The organism is Streptomyces sp. NPDC057702 (assembly GCF_042799315.1).
Classification (GTDB): domain Bacteria; phylum Actinomycetota; class Actinomycetes; order Streptomycetales; family Streptomycetaceae; genus Streptomyces.
The window spans coordinates 171,960-188,438 of sequence record NZ_JBHVJC010000005.1 but is presented as its reverse complement, the minus strand read 5'-3'; the positions used below and the strand labels follow the sequence as shown (position 1 = coordinate 188,438).

15 protein-coding genes and 1 pseudogene are annotated in these 16,479 nt (G+C 76.0%); 10 read left to right on the top strand and 6 right to left on the bottom strand.

The genetic code is table 11. The annotated features are described in order from the left end of the window. Window positions 1-393 precede the first annotated feature (393 nt). The gene (locus ACFVFR_RS05415) at window positions 394-1,257 is read left to right on the top strand and encodes an isocitrate lyase/phosphoenolpyruvate mutase family protein (RefSeq protein ID WP_383698331.1); all 864 of its coding nucleotides are present in this window, start codon (window positions 394-396) and stop codon (window positions 1,255-1,257) included. Here the strand turns inward: ACFVFR_RS05415 and ACFVFR_RS05410 are convergent. Continuing rightward, window positions 1,218-2,255: a PP2C family protein-serine/threonine phosphatase gene (locus ACFVFR_RS05410; protein WP_383698330.1), complete on the bottom strand. Its 1,038-nt coding sequence runs from the start codon at window positions 2,253-2,255 to the stop codon at window positions 1,218-1,220. The genes ACFVFR_RS05415 and ACFVFR_RS05410 overlap by 40 nt on opposite strands. Beyond that, window positions 2,248-2,661 (bottom strand): SsgA family sporulation/cell division regulator, encoded by a 414-nt coding sequence (locus ACFVFR_RS05405; RefSeq protein ID WP_383698329.1) that lies wholly within the window; start codon window positions 2,659-2,661, stop codon window positions 2,248-2,250. The genes ACFVFR_RS05410 and ACFVFR_RS05405 overlap by 8 nt, the downstream gene beginning before the upstream one ends. A gap of 203 nt (window positions 2,662-2,864) precedes the next feature. On the opposite strand from ACFVFR_RS05405, the gene ACFVFR_RS05400 reads away from it, so the two are divergent. Both ACFVFR_RS05400 and ACFVFR_RS05395 read left to right on the top strand, forming a co-directional pair. Beyond that, window positions 2,865-4,763: a sigma factor gene (locus ACFVFR_RS05400; protein WP_383698328.1), complete on the top strand. Its 1,899-nt coding sequence runs from the start codon at window positions 2,865-2,867 to the stop codon at window positions 4,761-4,763. A gap of 218 nt (window positions 4,764-4,981) precedes the next feature. Continuing rightward, window positions 4,982-6,142, top strand: coding sequence for a WD40/YVTN/BNR-like repeat-containing protein (locus ACFVFR_RS05395; protein WP_383698411.1), 1,161 nt, complete (start codon window positions 4,982-4,984; stop codon window positions 6,140-6,142). Window positions 6,143-6,206: 64 nt separating this feature from the next. Here ACFVFR_RS05395 and ACFVFR_RS05390 read toward each other — a convergent pair whose 3' ends face one another. After that, window positions 6,207-6,506, bottom strand: a complete 300-nt coding sequence (locus ACFVFR_RS05390) for a YciI family protein (RefSeq protein WP_383698327.1) — start codon at window positions 6,504-6,506, stop codon at window positions 6,207-6,209. Window positions 6,507-6,658: 152 nt separating this feature from the next. Between ACFVFR_RS05390 and ACFVFR_RS05385 the strand changes: the two genes are divergently transcribed. Together ACFVFR_RS05385 and ACFVFR_RS05380 are read left to right on the top strand one after the other, a co-directional pair. After that, a complete protein-coding gene (locus tag ACFVFR_RS05385; protein WP_383698326.1) occupies window positions 6,659-7,345 on the top strand; it encodes an endonuclease V in 687 nt (228 codons plus the stop codon). Window positions 7,346-7,396: 51 nt separating this feature from the next. Next, the gene (locus ACFVFR_RS05380; RefSeq protein WP_383698325.1) at window positions 7,397-7,561 is read left to right on the top strand and encodes a hypothetical protein; all 165 of its coding nucleotides are present in this window, start codon (window positions 7,397-7,399) and stop codon (window positions 7,559-7,561) included. 80 nt (window positions 7,562-7,641) lie between these two features. Here the strand turns inward: ACFVFR_RS05380 and ACFVFR_RS05375 are convergent, their stop codons facing one another. Beyond that, a complete protein-coding gene (locus ACFVFR_RS05375; RefSeq protein WP_383698324.1) occupies window positions 7,642-8,229 on the bottom strand; it encodes a DUF1203 domain-containing protein in 588 nt (195 codons plus the stop codon). Window positions 8,230-8,336: 107 nt separating this feature from the next. Next, complete coding sequence (locus tag ACFVFR_RS05370) at window positions 8,337-9,530, bottom strand: saccharopine dehydrogenase family protein (protein ID WP_383698323.1); 1,194 nt, start codon at window positions 9,528-9,530, stop codon at window positions 8,337-8,339. Window positions 9,531-9,794: 264 nt separating this feature from the next. Here ACFVFR_RS05370 and ACFVFR_RS05365 point away from each other — a divergent pair, with 264 nt between their 5' ends. Both ACFVFR_RS05365 and ACFVFR_RS05360 read left to right on the top strand, forming a co-directional pair. Then, window positions 9,795-10,733 (top strand): dihydrodipicolinate synthase family protein, encoded by a 939-nt coding sequence (locus tag ACFVFR_RS05365; RefSeq protein WP_383698322.1) that lies wholly within the window; start codon window positions 9,795-9,797, stop codon window positions 10,731-10,733. Then, complete coding sequence (locus ACFVFR_RS05360) at window positions 10,730-12,220, top strand: sialate:H+ symport family MFS transporter (protein ID WP_383698321.1); 1,491 nt, start codon at window positions 10,730-10,732, stop codon at window positions 12,218-12,220. The genes ACFVFR_RS05365 and ACFVFR_RS05360 overlap by 4 nt, the downstream gene beginning before the upstream one ends. A 798-nt stretch (window positions 12,221-13,018) precedes the next feature. Here the strand turns inward: ACFVFR_RS05360 and ACFVFR_RS05355 are convergent. Further along, the gene (locus ACFVFR_RS05355; protein WP_383698320.1) at window positions 13,019-13,477 is read right to left on the bottom strand and encodes an OsmC family protein; all 459 of its coding nucleotides are present in this window, start codon (window positions 13,475-13,477) and stop codon (window positions 13,019-13,021) included. 201 nt (window positions 13,478-13,678) lie between these two features. On the opposite strand from ACFVFR_RS05355, the pseudogene ACFVFR_RS05350 reads away from it, so the two are divergent. The 3 genes and pseudogenes from ACFVFR_RS05350 to ACFVFR_RS05340 all read left to right on the top strand — a co-directional run. After that, a pseudogene (locus tag ACFVFR_RS05350) lies at window positions 13,679-14,266 on the top strand (transcriptional regulator); the annotation flags it as partial. A gap of 86 nt (window positions 14,267-14,352) precedes the next feature. Beyond that, window positions 14,353-14,847, top strand: a complete 495-nt coding sequence (locus tag ACFVFR_RS05345) for a hypothetical protein (RefSeq protein ID WP_383698319.1) — start codon at window positions 14,353-14,355, stop codon at window positions 14,845-14,847. A 466-nt stretch (window positions 14,848-15,313) separates the two neighbouring features. Beyond that, a complete protein-coding gene (locus tag ACFVFR_RS05340; RefSeq protein WP_383698318.1) occupies window positions 15,314-16,453 on the top strand; it encodes a CaiB/BaiF CoA transferase family protein in 1,140 nt (379 codons plus the stop codon). Window positions 16,454-16,479: the final 26 nt, after the last annotated feature.

Sequence of the window (16,479 nt, the reverse complement as noted above, 5' to 3'; positions counted from 1 at the left end):
GCGCCACCCCCCGTTTCCCCTCGATCCCACATGTCACTGGTGTCACCGCCTGTCGTACCCGGTGGCCGCGTGCCGCCCCGTGTGGGGCCGCGTCCACCGCACCGGGACCAGGCAGTTGGCCGCGAACGGCCCGGCAGCCGCACGTGGTGCGGGCCGTGGCACGTTCGCCGGACCGCCGAAGACGGGCGCGCGGTGCGCCGGTTCGGGTCCCGTACCGCGCGTTCCCCCGCGTGGTGCGCGGCGGTGACACCCAAGGTGACCGTCCTACGGCCGGTACGGTTGCGGTCCGGCGACCACTGATCGTGTCCGGCACCCGATCCGGAACCGGACTCTTCCATGATCATGTCGGAAAACCGCTAGCCGACTGCCGTGCGGGCTGGTGGACTTGGGCGCATGAGCAACGAGACATCCACCGTCGCGGGTGCCCAGGCCGAACGCGCTCGGGCCTTCCGTGACCTGCACTCGGGCGAGCGGGCGCTGGTCCTGCCCAACGCCTGGGACCCGGCCAGCGCGCGCATCGTCGAAGAGGCGGGGGCCGCCGCCGTGGCCACCACGAGCGCCGGGGTCGGCTGGGGGCTGGGCTTCGGGGACGGCGAGCGGCTGAGCCGCGACCAGGCGATCGAGCTGGTCGCGCGCGTCGTCGCCACGGTGGACGTGCCCGTGACCGCCGACATCGAGGGCGGTTTCGGCGACACTGTCGACGAGGTCGCCGCCACCGTGCGCGGCGTGCTGGCCGCCGGCGCGGTCGGCATCAACCTGGAGGACACGCACCACGGCTCGAACGGCGCGGCGGTGCGCGACACCGAGGAGAACGCGGCACGGATCGCCGCCGTGCGCCACGTGTCGGACGAGGCCGGCGTGCCGCTGTTCGTCAACGCGCGCATCGACACCTACCTGGCCTCCGTGGGGAAGCCCGAGGACCGGCTCGACGAGACCCTGGAGCGGGCGAAGACCTACGTCGCGGCCGGCGCTGACGGAATCTTCGTCCCCGGCGTGATCGACTTCGAGACGGTGACCGCCCTGGTCAAGGGCGTTGGGGCGCCGCTGAACGTGATGGTGTGGCCGGGAGCGCCGAGCGTCGAGGAGTTCGCCCGGCTGGGTGTCGCGCGGATCAGCGTCGGCGCGGCGATCGCGCAGTCGGTGCACGCGCTGACCCGGCGCGCCGCGCACGAGGTGCTGACCTCGGGGACGTACACCAGCTTCGCGGAGGGGCTGACCTACCCGGAGCTCAACGGCCTCTTCGAGCGCCGGGCGTAGCGGCCCCGACGGCGAGCGGCCGGGTGCGCCGCGCGGCGCACCGCGACCATCGCCAGATCGTCCACCAGGCCGGTGACCCCGACGGGGTCGCCGGCCTGACCCGCTCCCGTGTGCCGCAGGACGTCGCGGTGTAGCACGTCCAGCAGGTCGGCGGGGGCCGCGCCGGCGAACCGGGTCAGCCGCGCCAGCGGGTCGTAGAAGACACCGGCGGCGTCCCGCGCCTCGGTGACGCCGTCGGTGAACAGCAGCAGCGAGCCGCCCCGGGGGAAGGTCACCTCGTCGGCGTACGGGCCGGGTGGCGCCGGGAGCTGGTCGGTGCCGGCCACCGCGCCCAGGCCCAGCGGCAGCAGTCGCTGGCGCGGCTCCAGCCGGCGTACGCGCCCCGGGCGCAGCAGCAGCGGCGCCGGGTGTCCCCGGTTGACCAGGCGCAGGGTGTGGCCGGCCGGGCTGATCTCGGCGACCAGCACGGTGGCGAAGTTCTCGTCGACGTCCCCGGCCTCCGCCGCCCCACCGGCGGGACGCCCGCCGGCGGGCTCGGCGGGACGCGCGGTCGCGCCGAGCAGGGCCCACTCCAACGTGTCGACCAGTACGGACAGCGTGGCCACCCGGTCCGCGGCCCGGTCGAAGGCCCGCCGCAGCGCGGCGGCGCCCACGGCGGCCCGCGGCCCCTTGCCGCGCACGTCGCCGATCAGCAGTCGCAGCCCGTAACGGGTCCGTCGCACCGCGCAGACGTCGCCGCTGGCCCCGCTGACGGGGTCGGCCGGCACGTTGCGGGAGGCGGCAGTGAGCGCCGGCGTGGCGTACGCGAGGCCCGGGTCGGTCAGCGGCGGGCCCGGCTGCCGGGCCGGTGGCGTGACACGGCCCCGGCCCGGCGCGATCCGGGCCGAGCGCGGGGGACGGGGCCCCGCCGGCGGCTCACCGGTGCCGGGCGGATGGACCGCGCCGGACGCCACGGCGGTCGGCGCGGCCTCGCAGCGGACGCCCATCGGCTCAGGCATCCCGCAGCAGCGCCGCGAGATCGGCGTCGAGATCGAGGTAGGTGCCCTCGTCGCCGGCCGGGACCAGCCCGTACGAGCGGCGGAGGAACTCCCGCACGTCGGCCGTGTCGAGCTGCACCATGGCCATGCCCTCCACGGCGCGGAACTCCACCACCACCCGCTCCGGGCCGCACGGCCAGACGTAGACGTCCCCGCTGCCCGCGGGCTGCCGCAGCCCCTCGGCCAGCAGGTCGCGGCCGAACGCCCACTCCACCTCGAACCCGTCGAGCGAAGCGGCGGGCGGGAAGGTGACGCGGATCGCGAACGGGTCGCTGGGCTCGTACCGCAGGCGAGCGGGGACGGGGTGGGTGCCGGGGGCCGACGCGATCAGCTGTGCCCGGATGGCCTGGTCAATGACGATGGACAACGCCTGCTCCCTCGCTCTTGGTGCGGGTCCTTGTCTCTTCGACCCCTAAGAGGGGCCATGCATTACGCGCGTGCACTCAATCCGTACGTGAGGTGTGTCACCACGGGGGTGGCTGTGGCGCACGATGTCGGGCTTGCGAAAATCCTGGCAGTGCCCGCGAGTCCCCGCGAAGCCACGCGCCACACCCCGAGGTGTCCCCCCACATGACCGAAGCCGCCGCCGCACCGGACACGGACGCCTACGCGCGGTTGTACGAGCGCGAGCACCCCCGCCTCGTCGCCTACGCCCGCAACCTGACCGGTAACCCCTGGGTGGCCGAGGACCTGGTGGCCGAGGCGCACTTCAGGGTCTGGCGCCGACTGCGGACCGGGCACCAGATCGACAACGTCTCCGCGTACCTGACGACGACGGTGCGCCACCTGTCGTCCAGCACGGCCGGCCGCGACGCCCGCGAGATCCCGCGCGACCCGGCCACGGCCGACGTCGACGCCCCGGCCGGGTTCGGCGACCAGGGGCCGGGCCAGGACCCCGCGCAGCGCGTCGCCTACGTCGACCTGCTGGCCCGCGTCATGGGGCAGCTGCCCGAGCGCTGGGTGAAGGCGCTGTGGTTGGCCGAGGCCGAGGACCAGCCGCTGGAGTCCGTCGGCCGCCAGATCGGCGCGAACACGGGGGCCACGGCGGTGCTGCTGCACCGGGCGCGCGAGGGCATGCGGCAGGCGTTCCTGCGCGAGCAGCCCGGCGCCCCCGGCAACCCGACCTGCGCCGGGCACTGGGAGCGGATGCCCGCCCACGTCCGTGGCACGGACTCGCCCCGCCAGGCGGAGAGCATCGCCCTGCACGTGGAGGACTGCGCGGACTGCCGGGACCGGCTCGCCGTGCTGGCCCACGCCAACACCCGGCTGCCCGCGCTGGTCGGCCCCGCGCTGCTGGTGCTGCTCGCGGGGGGGCGGGGCGAAGTTCCTGGCCCCGCTGCTCGGCGCCGGCGCGGTCGGCGCCGGGGCGGCGACCGGCGGCGGCCAGTCGTCGGCCGGGAGCGCGCTGCGTTCCGTACGCCATCTGCTGCGCGGCCAGGTCGGTCAGGCGGGCCCGGTGGGGGCCGTGGTGGCCGGCGTCGGCGTGGTCGCCGTCGCGGCGGTCGCGGTCGCCGCCGGCCAGGTCTTCGGCGGCGGCGACGCGGCGGCGCCGGCACGCGCCCAGGCACCCGTGGCGGCGTCGACCGGCGCCCCCGGCCCGGACCCCTCCGACGCGCCCCCGCACACCGGTACGGCGCCACGCGGCGAGACCGGCCCCGCCACGTCGCCCCCCGCGCCGCGTCCCGAGGCGGCCGGCCCCGACGCGTCACGCCCCGCCCTCGCCGGCCCGGACGCGCCCGGCCCCGACCCGACCGCCACCGAGCCGCCGGCGCCCCCCTCGGCCGCGCCGTCCCCGGTGCGGCCCGCCCCGGGCGGTTCGTCGGCGCCGGCGAGTGCCACCCCCACCCCCGACCGCACACCGTCGCCCGGCGCCACGACGCCGCCCCGACAGACCCCACGGCCCACGTCACCCGCCACCTCGGCGCCCCCGACCCCCACCCCGACCGTGACCCCACCCCGGCCCACGCCACCCCGGCCCACCCCGTCCCGGCCCACGCCGACGGTCGATCCCACCCCGACGGTCGAACCCACGCCCACCCCGACGACCCCGCCGACACCCACGCCCACGGCGACCCCACCCTCGCCGACCCTCTCGCCCACGCCCGGCCCCACCACCGACGGCCGCGTGTGCCGAGAGCTGATCCCCGGCCTGACGATCTGCTGGTACCCGTAACTCCGCGCGGGCCCCGCCCGGGGCTCCCTGAGCACGCGGACTCCGGAGCGGTCGGCGTACCCCCCGCCCGTGGCACGCCCCCGGCCCGGCCGACCCGGGCGCGTCCGGGCCGCTGCCCCGAGCACTCAAGCCGGCGAAGACGGTGGGCGTACGCCCCGACCTGGCGCCCCCGCGTCCCGACCCGGTGGCCCGTCCCGGTTCCGGGCCGGCGACCTCGCGTCCGTCTCGCCGCTCGGCGGCCCCAGTGCGCCGAAAGCCGTGGCGCACGGCGTGCCCCAGCCCCTTCGCGTGCCTAGCGTCGCCGTGCGCCCCGGCTGCGGGCGCGTCCCGCCGGCGCCCGAACGCCCTGGACGGTCCGCGCACCGCGACCGCCCGGGGGGCCGGCGTCCCGCGTTCGGCGCGGGAGCCCACGCCCGCCCCGGGGGGCCTCGCCCGCACGGGCCCGCGAAGCTCGTCCGTCGCCGGCTGTAGACGTGGTCGCGGGCATGGGCTAGCTTCCAGCGCCATGAGGGTCATGGGGATCATGCGACGCAAGCGGCAGGTCAGACGGCTGTTGACGGCCGGGCTGAGTGGGATGGCGTTGGCGGCTGTGCTCGCGGTGCCCGCGCGGGCCGGCGACGCGCGGCCGGGCGCGGACGGGGCCGAGGCGTCCGGTGGCGTCGAGGCGCTGGCCGGGCCGCGCGCCTCGGGCGCGGGGCTGACCTGGCGGGCGACGGACAGCGGCAGTGACGCCCGGTTCCGTGGGCTGGTCGCCGTCGATCGACGCACCGCCTGGGCGGCCGGCACCAAGGGCACCGTACTGCGCACCGTGGACGGCGGGCGGAACTGGCGCGAGGTGTCGCCGCCCGGCGCGGGCTCGCTGGAGTTCCGGGACGTGGAGGCGTTCGACTCGCGGCACGCGGTGGTGCTCGCCATCGGCGAGGGTGAGGCGTCGAGGGTCTTCCGTACCGCCGACGGCGGGGCGACCTGGACGGAGAGCTTCCGTAACACCGACCCGGCGGCCTTCTACGACTGCATGACCTTCTTCGACGCCCGGCACGGCATCGCGCTCAGCGACCCGGTGGACGGCAAGTACCGCATCCTGTCCACCGGCGACGGCGGGCGGAGCTGGCGGGTGCTGCCCTCGGCCGGGATGCCCGCCGCCCAGCCCGGCGAAGCCGCCTTCGCCGCCAGCGGCCAGTGCCTGGTCAGCTCGGGCGGCCGGGACGCGTGGATCGCCACCGGTGGGGCCGCCACCGCGCGCGTGCTGCACTCGGCCGACCGGGGTCTGACCTGGACGGTGGCCAAGGCGCCCATTCCGGCCGGCGACCCGGCGCGCGGCGTCTTCGGGCTCGCGTTCCGCGACACCCGGCACGGGCTGGCCGTGGGCGGCGACTACCGGGCGGACCAGCCCTCGCCGCGTACCGCCGCGACCACCGGCGACGGCGGCGCGAGCTGGACGGACGCCCGACGCCAGCCCCCCGGCTACCGCTCGGGCGTGGCCTGGCTGCCGCACACCCGCTCCGTCGCGCTCGCCGTCGGCCCCACCGGCAGCGATGTCACCCTCGACGGCGGCCGGCGCTGGCACACCTTCGACACGGGTTCCTACGACACGGTCGACTGCACCCCGGACCTGAGCTGCTGGGCCGCCGGCGAACAGGGCCGCATCGGCCGCCTGACGGTGGCGGGCCGCTGACCCCACCGGTCGGGGTCGGGGCCACCGGACGCGGCCCCGACCCCGACCGGCCGTCGGGTCGGGCTCAGACGGGCAGTTCCTGTCGGTAGGCGGCCAGCTCCGGCGCGGTCTTGGTGGCCAGGAACTCCACGATCCGGTACGTGCACACCCCTTCCGTGACGAACGGGTCCGCCGCCGTCACCTGCTCGATGGCCGCGCGGTCCGCGCCCACCGCGATGATCACGCCGCCGTCGCGCGGCTCCTTGCGGCCGGAGGCGATGAAGGTCCCCGACTGGTAGTGCGTGGTCAGCCAGTCGACATGGTCGTCGAGCAGCGCGTCGATGCGGTCCAGCGAGCCGGTGTAAGTCAACTCAAGTACGAACATGTCCGTAAGGCTACGCCGCGCCCCCGCTCGATGATCTTCGAGCCCACGCGCGGAGCAACCGTACGGGCCCACGGAGCGTGATCACCGGTATGAGTCCCTCCACCGAGCCGCCAGGCCACGCCGAGCTCCCGGGTCCGCCCCGATGGGCGCCCGTGCCCGCCGACTGGCCGCGCACCGAGGCCGAGGCCACCGCCGTCCAGGAGCGGTTGCGCGCGCGGGTCCACGCCGCGAGCGCGGCCGTCCCACCGGGCGCCCCGGGCCTGGTCGTGGGCGTGGACGTGGCCTACGACGACGAGCGCGACCTGGTCGCGGCGGCGGCCGTCGCGCTGGACGCGTCGAGCCTGACCCGGGTCGCCCAGGCCACGGCCGTGGGCCGGGTCTCCTTCCCGTACGTGCCGGGCCTGCTCGCCTTCCGTGAGCTCCCCACCGTGCTGGCCGCGCTGGAGCGCCTGGGCCACACCCCCGACCTCGTCGTCTGCGACGGCTACGGGCTGGCCCACCCGCGCCGCTTCGGGCTGGCCAGCCACCTGGGCGTGCTCACCGGGCTGGCGACCATCGGCGTGGCCAAGAGCCCCTTCGCCTTCCGCCACGAGCCGCCGGGCCCCGAGCGCGGCGACAGCTCCCCGCTGTGGGACGGGGACCAGGAGGTGGGCCGGGCGCTGCGCACCAGGCCGGGGGTGAAGCCGGTCTTCGTCTCCGTCGGCCACCGGATGACCCTGGACGCCGCCTGCGCGCACACCCTGCGCCTCAGCCCCCACTACCGGCTGCCGGAGACCACCCGCGCGGCCGACGCCGCCTGCCGCCGAGCGCTCGCCGCGCTCGCCCGGGAACACCCCTAGCCCGCGCCGGCCGCGGCGGGTGCCCGCTGGCTTTGTCGGTATGTTGGACGCATGGCAGAGCATGACTATCAGTCGATGAACCGGTCTCGCTGGCAGCGCAGACTGGACCCCGTGGTGGCCACGGTGCTGATGATCGGCATCGTGTACGGCGCGTTCTGGCTGGCCTGGCAGCTGTGCACGTCCTACGCCGGAGTGATCGCCAACCTCTTCGACTGACCTCCCGACCGACCGCGCGCACCCCGCACCGGGCCCGTGGTGCGGGGTCCCGCGCTCACGGTCGGCGTGTCCCGCGTGGCTCACCCCACGCGGCGGGTCTCCGCGTGGAAGCAGCCGTACTCCACGGCCCTGATGTGGACGGCGGCGACCCTCGGGTCCGCGTACCACTGCTCCAGCGCCTCGTCGACGGAGCCGTCGTGTTCCGCGCTCCCGTCGATCAGCAGCCGCCCGCCGAGGATCTCGCCCCGCGCCGAGTAGGCGCGCAGCACCCGGCGCTCGCCCACCATGGCCGCCGGATAGCTGGTCGCGGTGGCCTGTGGCCCGCTGTCGGGCCAACCCGCGCACGGCTCGCGGTGAATGAAGACCGGACCGACCTCGTCGTAGGCGCCGGGCGTGGCGCCGGTCTCGGCCGCCCAGCGACGCAGCGGCGCGTAGGAGACCAGCAGCAGCCGCTCACCGGGGGTACTGCGGCCCAGGCAGCAGCGCAGCGGGGCGCCGCCCTCCTCGTCGGCGACCTCGCGCGGTCGCTGGCCGGCGTCGTCGCGCACGCGCAGCTCGCGGACGGCCTCGGGGGAGATGGGGCGGATCTCGTAGCGGGGGGCGACGCTGTGCTCGGTGGCCGCGACCGGCTCGATCTGCGTGATGCGGGTGTACGTCTCAGTGCTCATACGACCATCGTGATGCGCCGGGCGCGCCACCTCTGGCGGGTATCGGACGTCGCACTCGCAGCGTCGAACGTCCCCGGACACCGAGCCCGCGCCGTGGCGCGATCCGGTCACTCCCGGGAGAGGACCCGGAAGACCAGCCCCGAGCGGACCAGTCGCGCGGTGAGCGCCTCACCCATCGCGGTGGCCGGTGTGACCTGGCCCGCCGTCCTGGGAAGGTCGTCCAGGGCCAGACACAGCGCGGACTCGGCCAGCATCCTGGCCGTCTCGTCGTAGCCGGGGTCGCCGCCGCTGACCTCGGTGACCACGCGCCGCCCGCCGCCCTGCCCCACCAGGCGCAGCGCGAACCAACTCGCCTCCCGCCGCTCCCGGCTCGGCCCCTCTCCCGGCCCCCGCCGGCCCGTCAGCCAGGCACGTGCCGGCGGCACCTGGGCCAGCGCGAGCAGCGCCCCGACCCCCAACACGCCGGCGGCGGCCACCGGCAGTTGGCGTACGGCCGCGAAGTGCCGGTAGCGGAAGGCCGGACCGTAGGCCGGGGACGCGGCGGCCGAGCGCGCCACGATCCGCGCGTCGATCGTCGGCAGCGGCAGTGCCCAGGCCCGCACCGCGCGGCTGCGGTGCGGAGGGCCGAGCGGCGCGCGCACGACACGCCCGGCCGGGGCGGGTTCGAGGCGGCGCCGGGCCCGCGCCGCGCGGGCCATCGCCAGCGGCCGGGAGGCGGCGGTCAGCGCCGAGTCCAGGGTGCCGCCGGAGACGGCGGCCCGGGTCCGCAGGTAGCCGTCCACGCGCAGCGGCACGCCCGACGGGAGGAGTCCCACGGTGTAGCGCACGCCCAGGTCGGGCGGGATGGAGTCGAAGCCGCAGGCGTGTACCAGGCGGGCGCCGGTGGCCCGGGCGCGTTCGTGGTGACGCAGGTACATCCGGTCGGTGAACTCCGGCTCGCCGGTCAGGTCGGCGTAGTCGGTGCCCGCCGCCGCGCAGGCGGCGACCAGGGGCTCCCCGTAGCGCAGGTACGGGCCGACGGTGCTGGCCAGGACGCGGGTGCGGTCGGCCAGGGCCCGCAGCGAGGCGGGGTCGGTGACGTCGGCGGTGAGCAGCGGCAGCGTGGCCAGCCGTGGATCGACGGCGGCCAACTCGGTACGCAGCGCCGCCAGCCGCCGTGGGTCGCGGCCGGCCAGTGCCCAGCGCAGTCCGGCCGGGGCGTGGGCGGCCAGATAGCTGGCGGTCAGCGCGCCCGTGAAGCCGGTGGCACCGAAGAGCACCAGGTCATAGGCGCGCGGCGGGGCGGGTCGTGCGCCGGTCATGGCTTCCCCTCGCGACCCACGGGCGGGCCCGGGGCGTGGTGCGCGGCCGTGTCCGTGGTGGTCCACAGCCTGGAAGCCGTCACGCTAGGCAGCTGTTGACCTTCAGTCAACAAGCGCCGGACGGGCGCGGGGCGCTTGACAGCCGCTCGGCGCTCCGTCACATTCACCCCAAACATGGGACGTCCAACGTCCGTATTGTCATCTTTGCTGCTTTCGTTAAGCTCGTTCCGCCACTGGCGGACGCCTCGGAGAAAGCTGGTCTCGATGCGCCTTCCGGTTCCCCTCACCGGCGTCGTCCCGCCGATGTGCACCCCGCTGACCCCCACCGGCGACGTGGACACCCGATCGCTGGCCGCGCTCACCCGACGGCTGCTGGACGCGGGCGTCCACGGCCTGTTCGCCCTCGGCTCCAGCGGCGAGGCCGCCTACCTCACCGACGCCCAACGCCGCACCGCCCTGGAGACCGTGGTCGGCGTCGCCGCCGGGCGGGTCCCGGTGCTCGCCGGCGCCATCGACACGACCACCGCGCGGGTGCGCGAGCACGCCGCCAGCGCCGCCGCCAGCGGCGCCGACGCCGTCGTGGCCACCGCCCCCTTCTACACCCGCACCCACCCCACCGAGATCGCCGACCACTTCCGCCGGCTGCGCGCGAGCACGGAACTGCCCCTGTTCGCGTACGACATCCCGCTCGCCGTGCACACCAAGCTCACCGCCGCCACCGTCCTGCCACTCGCCGTGGACGGCACCCTGGCCGGACTCAAGGACAGCAGCGGCCAGCTCGACGAGTTGCGCCGGCTGCTGGTCGCGGTGGCGGACCGGGGTCTGGGCGAGCGGTTCTCCGTCCTGACCGGCTCCGAGCTGAGCGTGGACGGCGCGCTGCTGGCCGGCGTGCACGGTGTCGTGCCGGGCCTGGGCAACGTGGACCCCGCCGGCTACCTGCGGCTGTACGCGCACGCCCGCGCCGGCCGCTGGGCCGAGGCCGCCGCCGAACAGGACCGGCTCGCCGCCCTGTTCGCCCTCACCGAGACCGGCGACCCGGCGGTGATGGGCGGCAGCTCCTCGGCCCTGGGCGGCTTCAAGGCCGCGCTCCACCTGCTCGGCGTCATCGACTGCCCGGCCACCGCCGCGCCGCAGGTCCCCCTGGACGGCCCGGCCGTGGACCGGGTGCGCAAGCTCCTGGACGACGCGGGCCTGTCCGCATGAGCGCCACCGGCCACGCGGGGGAGGTGCGCTGGTACCGCGAGGTCTCCCGAGGGCAGTGGAAGGCCATGTTCGCCGCCTGGCTCGGCTACCTCCTGGACGGCTTCGACTTCGTCCTGATCACCCTGGTACTGACCGAGATCGGCGACGAGTTCCACCTGAGCGGTGTCGAGGCCGCCAGCCTGGTCTCCGCCGCGTTCATCACCCGCTGGCTCGGCGGCGCGCTGCTCGGTGCCTTCGGCGACCGTTACGGCCGCAAGTCCGCCATGATCGTCAGCATCCTGCTCTACTCGCTCGGCACCTTCGCGTGCGGCTTCGCCTGGGGCTACACCAGCCTCTTCGTCGCCCGACTGGTGATCGGCGTGGGCATGGCCGGCGAGTACAGCGCGAGCGCCACCTACGTCCTGGAGAGCTGGCCCCCACGGCTGCGCAACCGCGCCTCCGGCTTCCTGATCTCCGGCTACGCGGGCGGCACCATCCTCGCCTCGAAGCTGTACGAGTGGGTGGTGCCGCACTGGGGCTGGCGCTGGATGTTCTGGATCGGCGTGCTGCCCGTCCTGGTCGCCCTGTGGGTACGCCGCGCGCTGCCCGAGGCGCGGGACTGGAGCGCGGAGGTCGCCGTCGCCGGCCCGCGCCCCAACCCGTTCGCGCCGCTGTTCGCCCGGCCCGGACCGCGCTGGCTGAACTCGCTGCTCACGCTGGCCGCCAGCACCGCGCTGTTCTGCGTGTTCACCCCACTGGGCACGGGCCTGGTGTGGCCGCTGGCGATCCTGGCCGCCGGCTGTCTGATCGCCTTCGCGGTCCAGGTGGGCGGCCGACGACACTGGGTCCTGTACGTCTCCCTGATGGTCACCGTTTTCTGCGCCTTCCTCTACAGCTGGCCCATCCAGGCGCTGTTGCCCACCTACCTCAAGACCGAGATGGGCTACTCGCCCGGCCAGGTCGGCGACGTCATGTTCTACGCCGGCTTCGGCACCATGTGCGGCTGCTGGCTCGCCGGCTTCGTCGGCGACCGGGTGGGCACCCGCCGCGCCTACGCCTGGACCCTGACCTGCTCGTTGGCCTTCGTCTTCCCCGTCTTCGCCGTCGAGGAGAGCCTGGTCGCGCTCGGTGTGCTGCTCTTTGGGCTGCTCGCCCTCAGTCAGGGCATCTCCGGCATCCTGCCCAAGTACATCGCCAGCCACTTCCCGACCGGCAACCGCGCCGCCTCGCTCGGCTTCGTCTACAACGTCGGCGCGCTCGGCGGCGCGGTCGCCCCCGTACTCGGCGCCCACCTGGCCGAGGGGATGCCGCTGGGGCGGGCGCTGGCCGTGCTGACGTTCGGGCTGACCCTGGTGGTGATCGTGCTCGTCGGCGCCGACGTACCGCGCAGACTGGCCCGGCTGACCGACCCGCACGGCCCCGCGGACCACCTGGTGCCCGCCGAGCCGACGCACCCGGCGAGACCGCCCGAGCCGGGCGAGGTGAGCGGACGGACGGCGGCTGACTAGGGCGTGACCCAACCGCCCCGGCCGGACCGGCTGCCCGGGGAGGAGGTGGACAACGCCGAGCACCGCCAGGTCGGGGCCCGTGTCGAGCACGCCTTCGCCCGCACGAAACGCTACGAGTTCCCGCGTGCCCGCCGCCGACGCGACAGCGAACTCCACCACGCCGTCCCCGTCTCCCGCTCCTGGACCGTCGGCGGCCGGGTGGGGTCGAAGACGGGCGACCGACGCCGTTCGCTGAGCTCGCCGCGGCGGCGCGACGTGGTGCGTACGGCACCGCGGGAGGCTACGGGCCCAGCCGCCCGCCGTGACGCGGGCCGACTCGGACGCGTCCGGCGGCGGTGCCGTACGCGTCCGGAGGCGCGGCCGGTTCCTCCCGGTCAAGGCGGCGGTGAGAGGGCCTCGGCCCAGCGGCGCAGGCCCTGTCGAGCCTTCTCATCATCGTGAACCATCCACCGAACACCCGCCCGCTCGCCGCATCCCCATGCGCAACCCACCGATGTGGCGGGCGTCCTGAAACGGCTGCCCCGGCGCCGCATCGGCCGCCCGCCGCGCCTGCCGCTCCCGAATGAGGGTCTCAGCTCCCCTCACAGCGGGGCTCGGCAGCGCGACAGGCGTACGTCATCGCTGGGGCGACGACCTTCCCGGTCAGAGGATCCGGCCCCGCTGGGCCAGGACGGTGCGGTTCCTCCTGATGTGCTGTCGCGCCGGCCCCCTTCGAGGCAGGCGCGGGCGGCGGTTCGCCGCGGACGTCGGACCCGGGCCGGTGAGGCGGGGCCGCCTCACGGTCGAACCGGTGGGTGTTCACGAGGTCACCACGGTGGTCTCGACCTCGACGGGGACCGCCAGGCTGTTGGCCACGTAACACCCCTCGTGGGCCCGCTCCGCGATCTCGCGGACCCGGGCCGGGTCCGTTCCGGCGGCGACGTGGACGCGCACGCGCAGGTGGACGGCGGTCAGTCGGGCCGGCTCGGCGCTCAGGTCGAGCCGGCTGGTGGCCTCGTCGTCGTAGCCGAGCACCGTCACCCCGGCGCGGGCGGCGGCGCCGAGGAAGGACAGCAGCTGGCACGAGGAGGCGGCCATGACCACCAGCTGCTCGGGGTTGAGCCGGTCGGGGTCGCCACGGAAGGCCGGGTCCGCGCTCAGGGTGAGCGGGGCCAGCGCCGGCGGGGCGTGGGCGGTGTGCTCGCGCGAGTAGCCGCGCACGCCGGCCCCCGTGGAGCCGTCCCAGTGCAGGTGGGCACGGTAGGTGTGGGTCGTCATGGGCGCACCGTAGGTCCCGGACGCTTCGGCGCTGGCCGAAGCGTCACTGTCGTATCGTCGGGCCCATGAGCGGAGACCGGGACTTCACCGGCGTGGGCAGGGCGCTCGCGGCCCCCGCGCGCTCGGCGATGCTGAACCTGCTGATGGACGGCGCCCGCCGGCCGGCCGGCCGGCGAGCTCGCCCGCGCCGCCGGGGTCAGCGCCTCGACCGCGTCGGAACACCTGACCGTGCTCGTCGCCGCCGGCCTGGTCACCCGCGAGGCGCAAGGCCGCCGCCGCTACTACACGCTCGCCGGCCCGTGGATCGCCACCGCCCTCGAAGCGCTCGGCGTCCTCGCCGACCCCGCGCCCGGCTCCGGATACCGGCACAGCCGCCAGGCGCGGAACCTGGCCACGGCGCGGTTCTGCTACGACCACCTCGCCGGACGCCTCGGCGTCACCCTGACCGACGCCTGGAGCGGCCTGGGGTGGTTGACCGACCGCGCGACGCTCACCCTCACCGACACCGGCGCCGAGGGGCTGCGCGCCCTCGGCGTGGACGTCGACGGCGCGATCCGGGCCCGCCGCCCCACCACCCGGGCCTGCCTGGACTGGACGGAGCGCCGCACGCACCTGGCCGGCGCGCTGGGGGCCGCGGTCGGCCGGCGGTTCCTCTCGGCCGGCTGGGTGGTGCGCCACCGCTCCGGCCGCGGGCTGAGCGCCACCGACAGCGGCCACGCGCTGCTGCGCGACACCTGGGGCATCGACCTCACGGCGGCGTCCGGCGCGGGGCCAGCGGCCGGACCGTGATCGGCCGACGCCGGAGCGACTTGCCTGACCAGGGAGAATGCGCCCCGTTCAGTCGATGATCTCCGAACGAGAAGGTGGCGAAACCGATGCCGAGTGGCATACCGTCCGCCCAGCGCGCCCGCAACTACCGGGACTCCGGGGTGATGCTCCTGATCCTGGCGGGGCTGGCCTGGACGTTCCTGGCCGTGCTGCTGTGCACGCCCTACGAGACCGAGCGCAACGGCTCCTGCGACGCGCCGGCCTTCGCCGACCGCACGGCGAACAGTGGGGACTGCGCCTCCGAACGCCCCTGGCCCAAGCTGATGTCGCTGCTCGCGGCCTCGGTGCCGCTGTCCGTCGCGGGCACGGCCCTGTACGCCAGCGGGAGCGGCACGCTCCGCCTGCACGCCCTGGCCGACGAACTCGCCCGACGCGCCCCCGGCTCCGGCCCGGCCCCCGACCCCGAGGACGCGCCGGGCACGCCCCGTACGCCCGAGGCGCTGCGCTCGCCCGACGTGCCGCGCCCGCCGGGTGCGCCGGACCGGCAGGGTGTGTCGGGTGGGGCGGGTTCCCCGGACGCGCCGGGTTCCGCGGCGAGCTGAGCCAGCGGGGTACGCCGGGCCGGGCGGGCGGGTCCCCCGTGGCGCGGTGCGTCCGGCCGGCCGGCGCACAGGAGCGACGCCGGGGGAGCGCCGGGCCGGCCGCGTGGGCCGTAACGGCGGAGGCGGCTGGCGTCCTCCCACCCGGGGCCGCGCCCACGCCGCCCGCACCCCGGCCCGCACCCGGCGGCCGGCCCCGGCGCCCCACCCCACCTCACCCCACCCCGCACCCCGGCCCACACCCGGCGCCCCACCCCACCCCACGCCCCCGCCCCACCCACTCCGCCCCGCCCGCGTCGCGCGGGGCGGACCCGAACGGCTCAACGGGCCTGGGGCGTAGGGGTCTTGCCTCGGGGCGCGCCCGGCCCGAGCGGGGGAGGCCGCTAGCCGAAGGGGCTTGTGGAAACTGGAACGTGTTCTTAGCATCGGCGGTGTTACAGCGAAATTGTCATGACGACGTGGGGGCCGGATGACGGCGACACCACACGGTCCGCTCACCGGGGTGCGGGTCGTGGAACTGGCAGGCATCGGCCCCGGTCCGTACGCGGCGATGGTGCTCGCCGACCTCGGCGCCGACGTCGTGCGCGTGGACCGGCCGGCCGCCGCCGGCCTCGGCATCGACCCGGCCCACGACATCACCAACCGCAACAAGCGCTCGGTGACCGTGGACCTGAAGTCCGAGCACGGCCCGCGGACCGTGCTCGACCTCGTCGAGCGCGCCGACGTCCTCATCGAGGGCCTGCGCCCCGGCGTCGCCGAACGGCTCGGCGTCGGCCCCGACGCCTGTCTGGCCCGCAACCCGGCGCTGGTCTACGGCCGGATGACCGGCTGGGGCCAGGAGGGGCCGCTGGCGCAGCGCGCCGGGCACGACATCGGCTACATCGCCATCACCGGCGTCCTGGGCATGATCGGCCCTCCCGACCAGCCACCGGCCATCCCCGCCAACCTCGTCGGCGACTACGCGGGCGGCTCGCTCTACCTGGTCATCGGCGTCCTCGCGGCCCTCCAGCACGCCCGGAGTCCCGGCGGCGCCGGACAGGTCGTGGACGCGGCGATCGTGGACGGCACCGCCCACCTGTCCTCGATGATCCACGGCATGCTCGCGGCCGGCGCGTGGCAGGACCGCCGGGGCGCCAACCTGCTCGACGGGGGCTGCCCGTTCTACGGCGTGTACGCGACCTCCGACGGCGAGCACATGGCCGTCGGCGCCCTGGAGCCACGGTTCTACGCCGAGTTCACCACCCTGCTCGGCATCGCGGACCAGGCCCCCGAGCAGGGCGAGACGGCCCGCTGGGGCGAGCTGCGCGAGCTGGTCGCGGCCCGCTTCCGGACCCGTACCCGCGCCGAGTGGACCGAGGTCTTCGCACCCTCGGACGCCTGTGTCGCGCCCGTCCTCTCGCTGCGCGAGGCCCCCGCGCACCCGCACCTGGCCGCGCGCGGCACCTTCACCGAGCACGCCGGCATCGTCCAGCCCGCGCCCGCGCCCCGTTTCTCCGCGACCCCCGGCAGCGTGCGCCGGCCACCGGCCCTGCCGGGCGCGCACACCGCCGAGGTCGCCGCCGACTGGGGCCTGCCGCGAGAAAGCGCCGCCCCCACCCCCGACCCGTGACCACCCGGCCGCCCCCACCGGGCGGC

What these genes read in the sequence shown, in the direction of transcription:
- ACFVFR_RS05415 (WP_383698331.1), top strand. Translation starts at nt 394, where the DNA reads ATGAGCAACGAGACATCCACCGTCGCGGGTGCCCAGGCCGAACGCGCT.
- ACFVFR_RS05410 (WP_383698330.1), bottom strand. Translation starts at nt 2,255, where the DNA reads ATGCCTGAGCCGATGGGCGTCCGCTGCGAGGCCGCGCCGACCGCCGTG.
- ACFVFR_RS05400 (WP_383698328.1), top strand. Translation starts at nt 2,865, where the DNA reads ATGACCGAAGCCGCCGCCGCACCGGACACGGACGCCTACGCGCGGTTG.
- ACFVFR_RS05395 (WP_383698411.1), top strand. Translation starts at nt 4,982, where the DNA reads ATGGGGATCATGCGACGCAAGCGGCAGGTCAGACGGCTGTTGACGGCC.
- ACFVFR_RS05390 (WP_383698327.1), bottom strand. Translation starts at nt 6,506, where the DNA reads ATGTTCGTACTTGAGTTGACTTACACCGGCTCGCTGGACCGCATCGAC.
- ACFVFR_RS05380 (WP_383698325.1), top strand. Translation starts at nt 7,397, where the DNA reads ATGGCAGAGCATGACTATCAGTCGATGAACCGGTCTCGCTGGCAGCGC.
- ACFVFR_RS05375 (WP_383698324.1), bottom strand. Translation starts at nt 8,229, where the DNA reads ATGAGCACTGAGACGTACACCCGCATCACGCAGATCGAGCCGGTCGCG.
- ACFVFR_RS05370 (WP_383698323.1), bottom strand. Translation starts at nt 9,530, where the DNA reads ATGACCGGCGCACGACCCGCCCCGCCGCGCGCCTATGACCTGGTGCTC.
- ACFVFR_RS05365 (WP_383698322.1), top strand. Translation starts at nt 9,795, where the DNA reads ATGCGCCTTCCGGTTCCCCTCACCGGCGTCGTCCCGCCGATGTGCACC.
- ACFVFR_RS05360 (WP_383698321.1), top strand. Translation starts at nt 10,730, where the DNA reads ATGAGCGCCACCGGCCACGCGGGGGAGGTGCGCTGGTACCGCGAGGTC.
- ACFVFR_RS05355 (WP_383698320.1), bottom strand. Translation starts at nt 13,477, where the DNA reads ATGACGACCCACACCTACCGTGCCCACCTGCACTGGGACGGCTCCACG.
- ACFVFR_RS05345 (WP_383698319.1), top strand. Translation starts at nt 14,353, where the DNA reads ATGCCGAGTGGCATACCGTCCGCCCAGCGCGCCCGCAACTACCGGGAC.
- ACFVFR_RS05340 (WP_383698318.1), top strand. Translation starts at nt 15,314, where the DNA reads ATGACGGCGACACCACACGGTCCGCTCACCGGGGTGCGGGTCGTGGAA.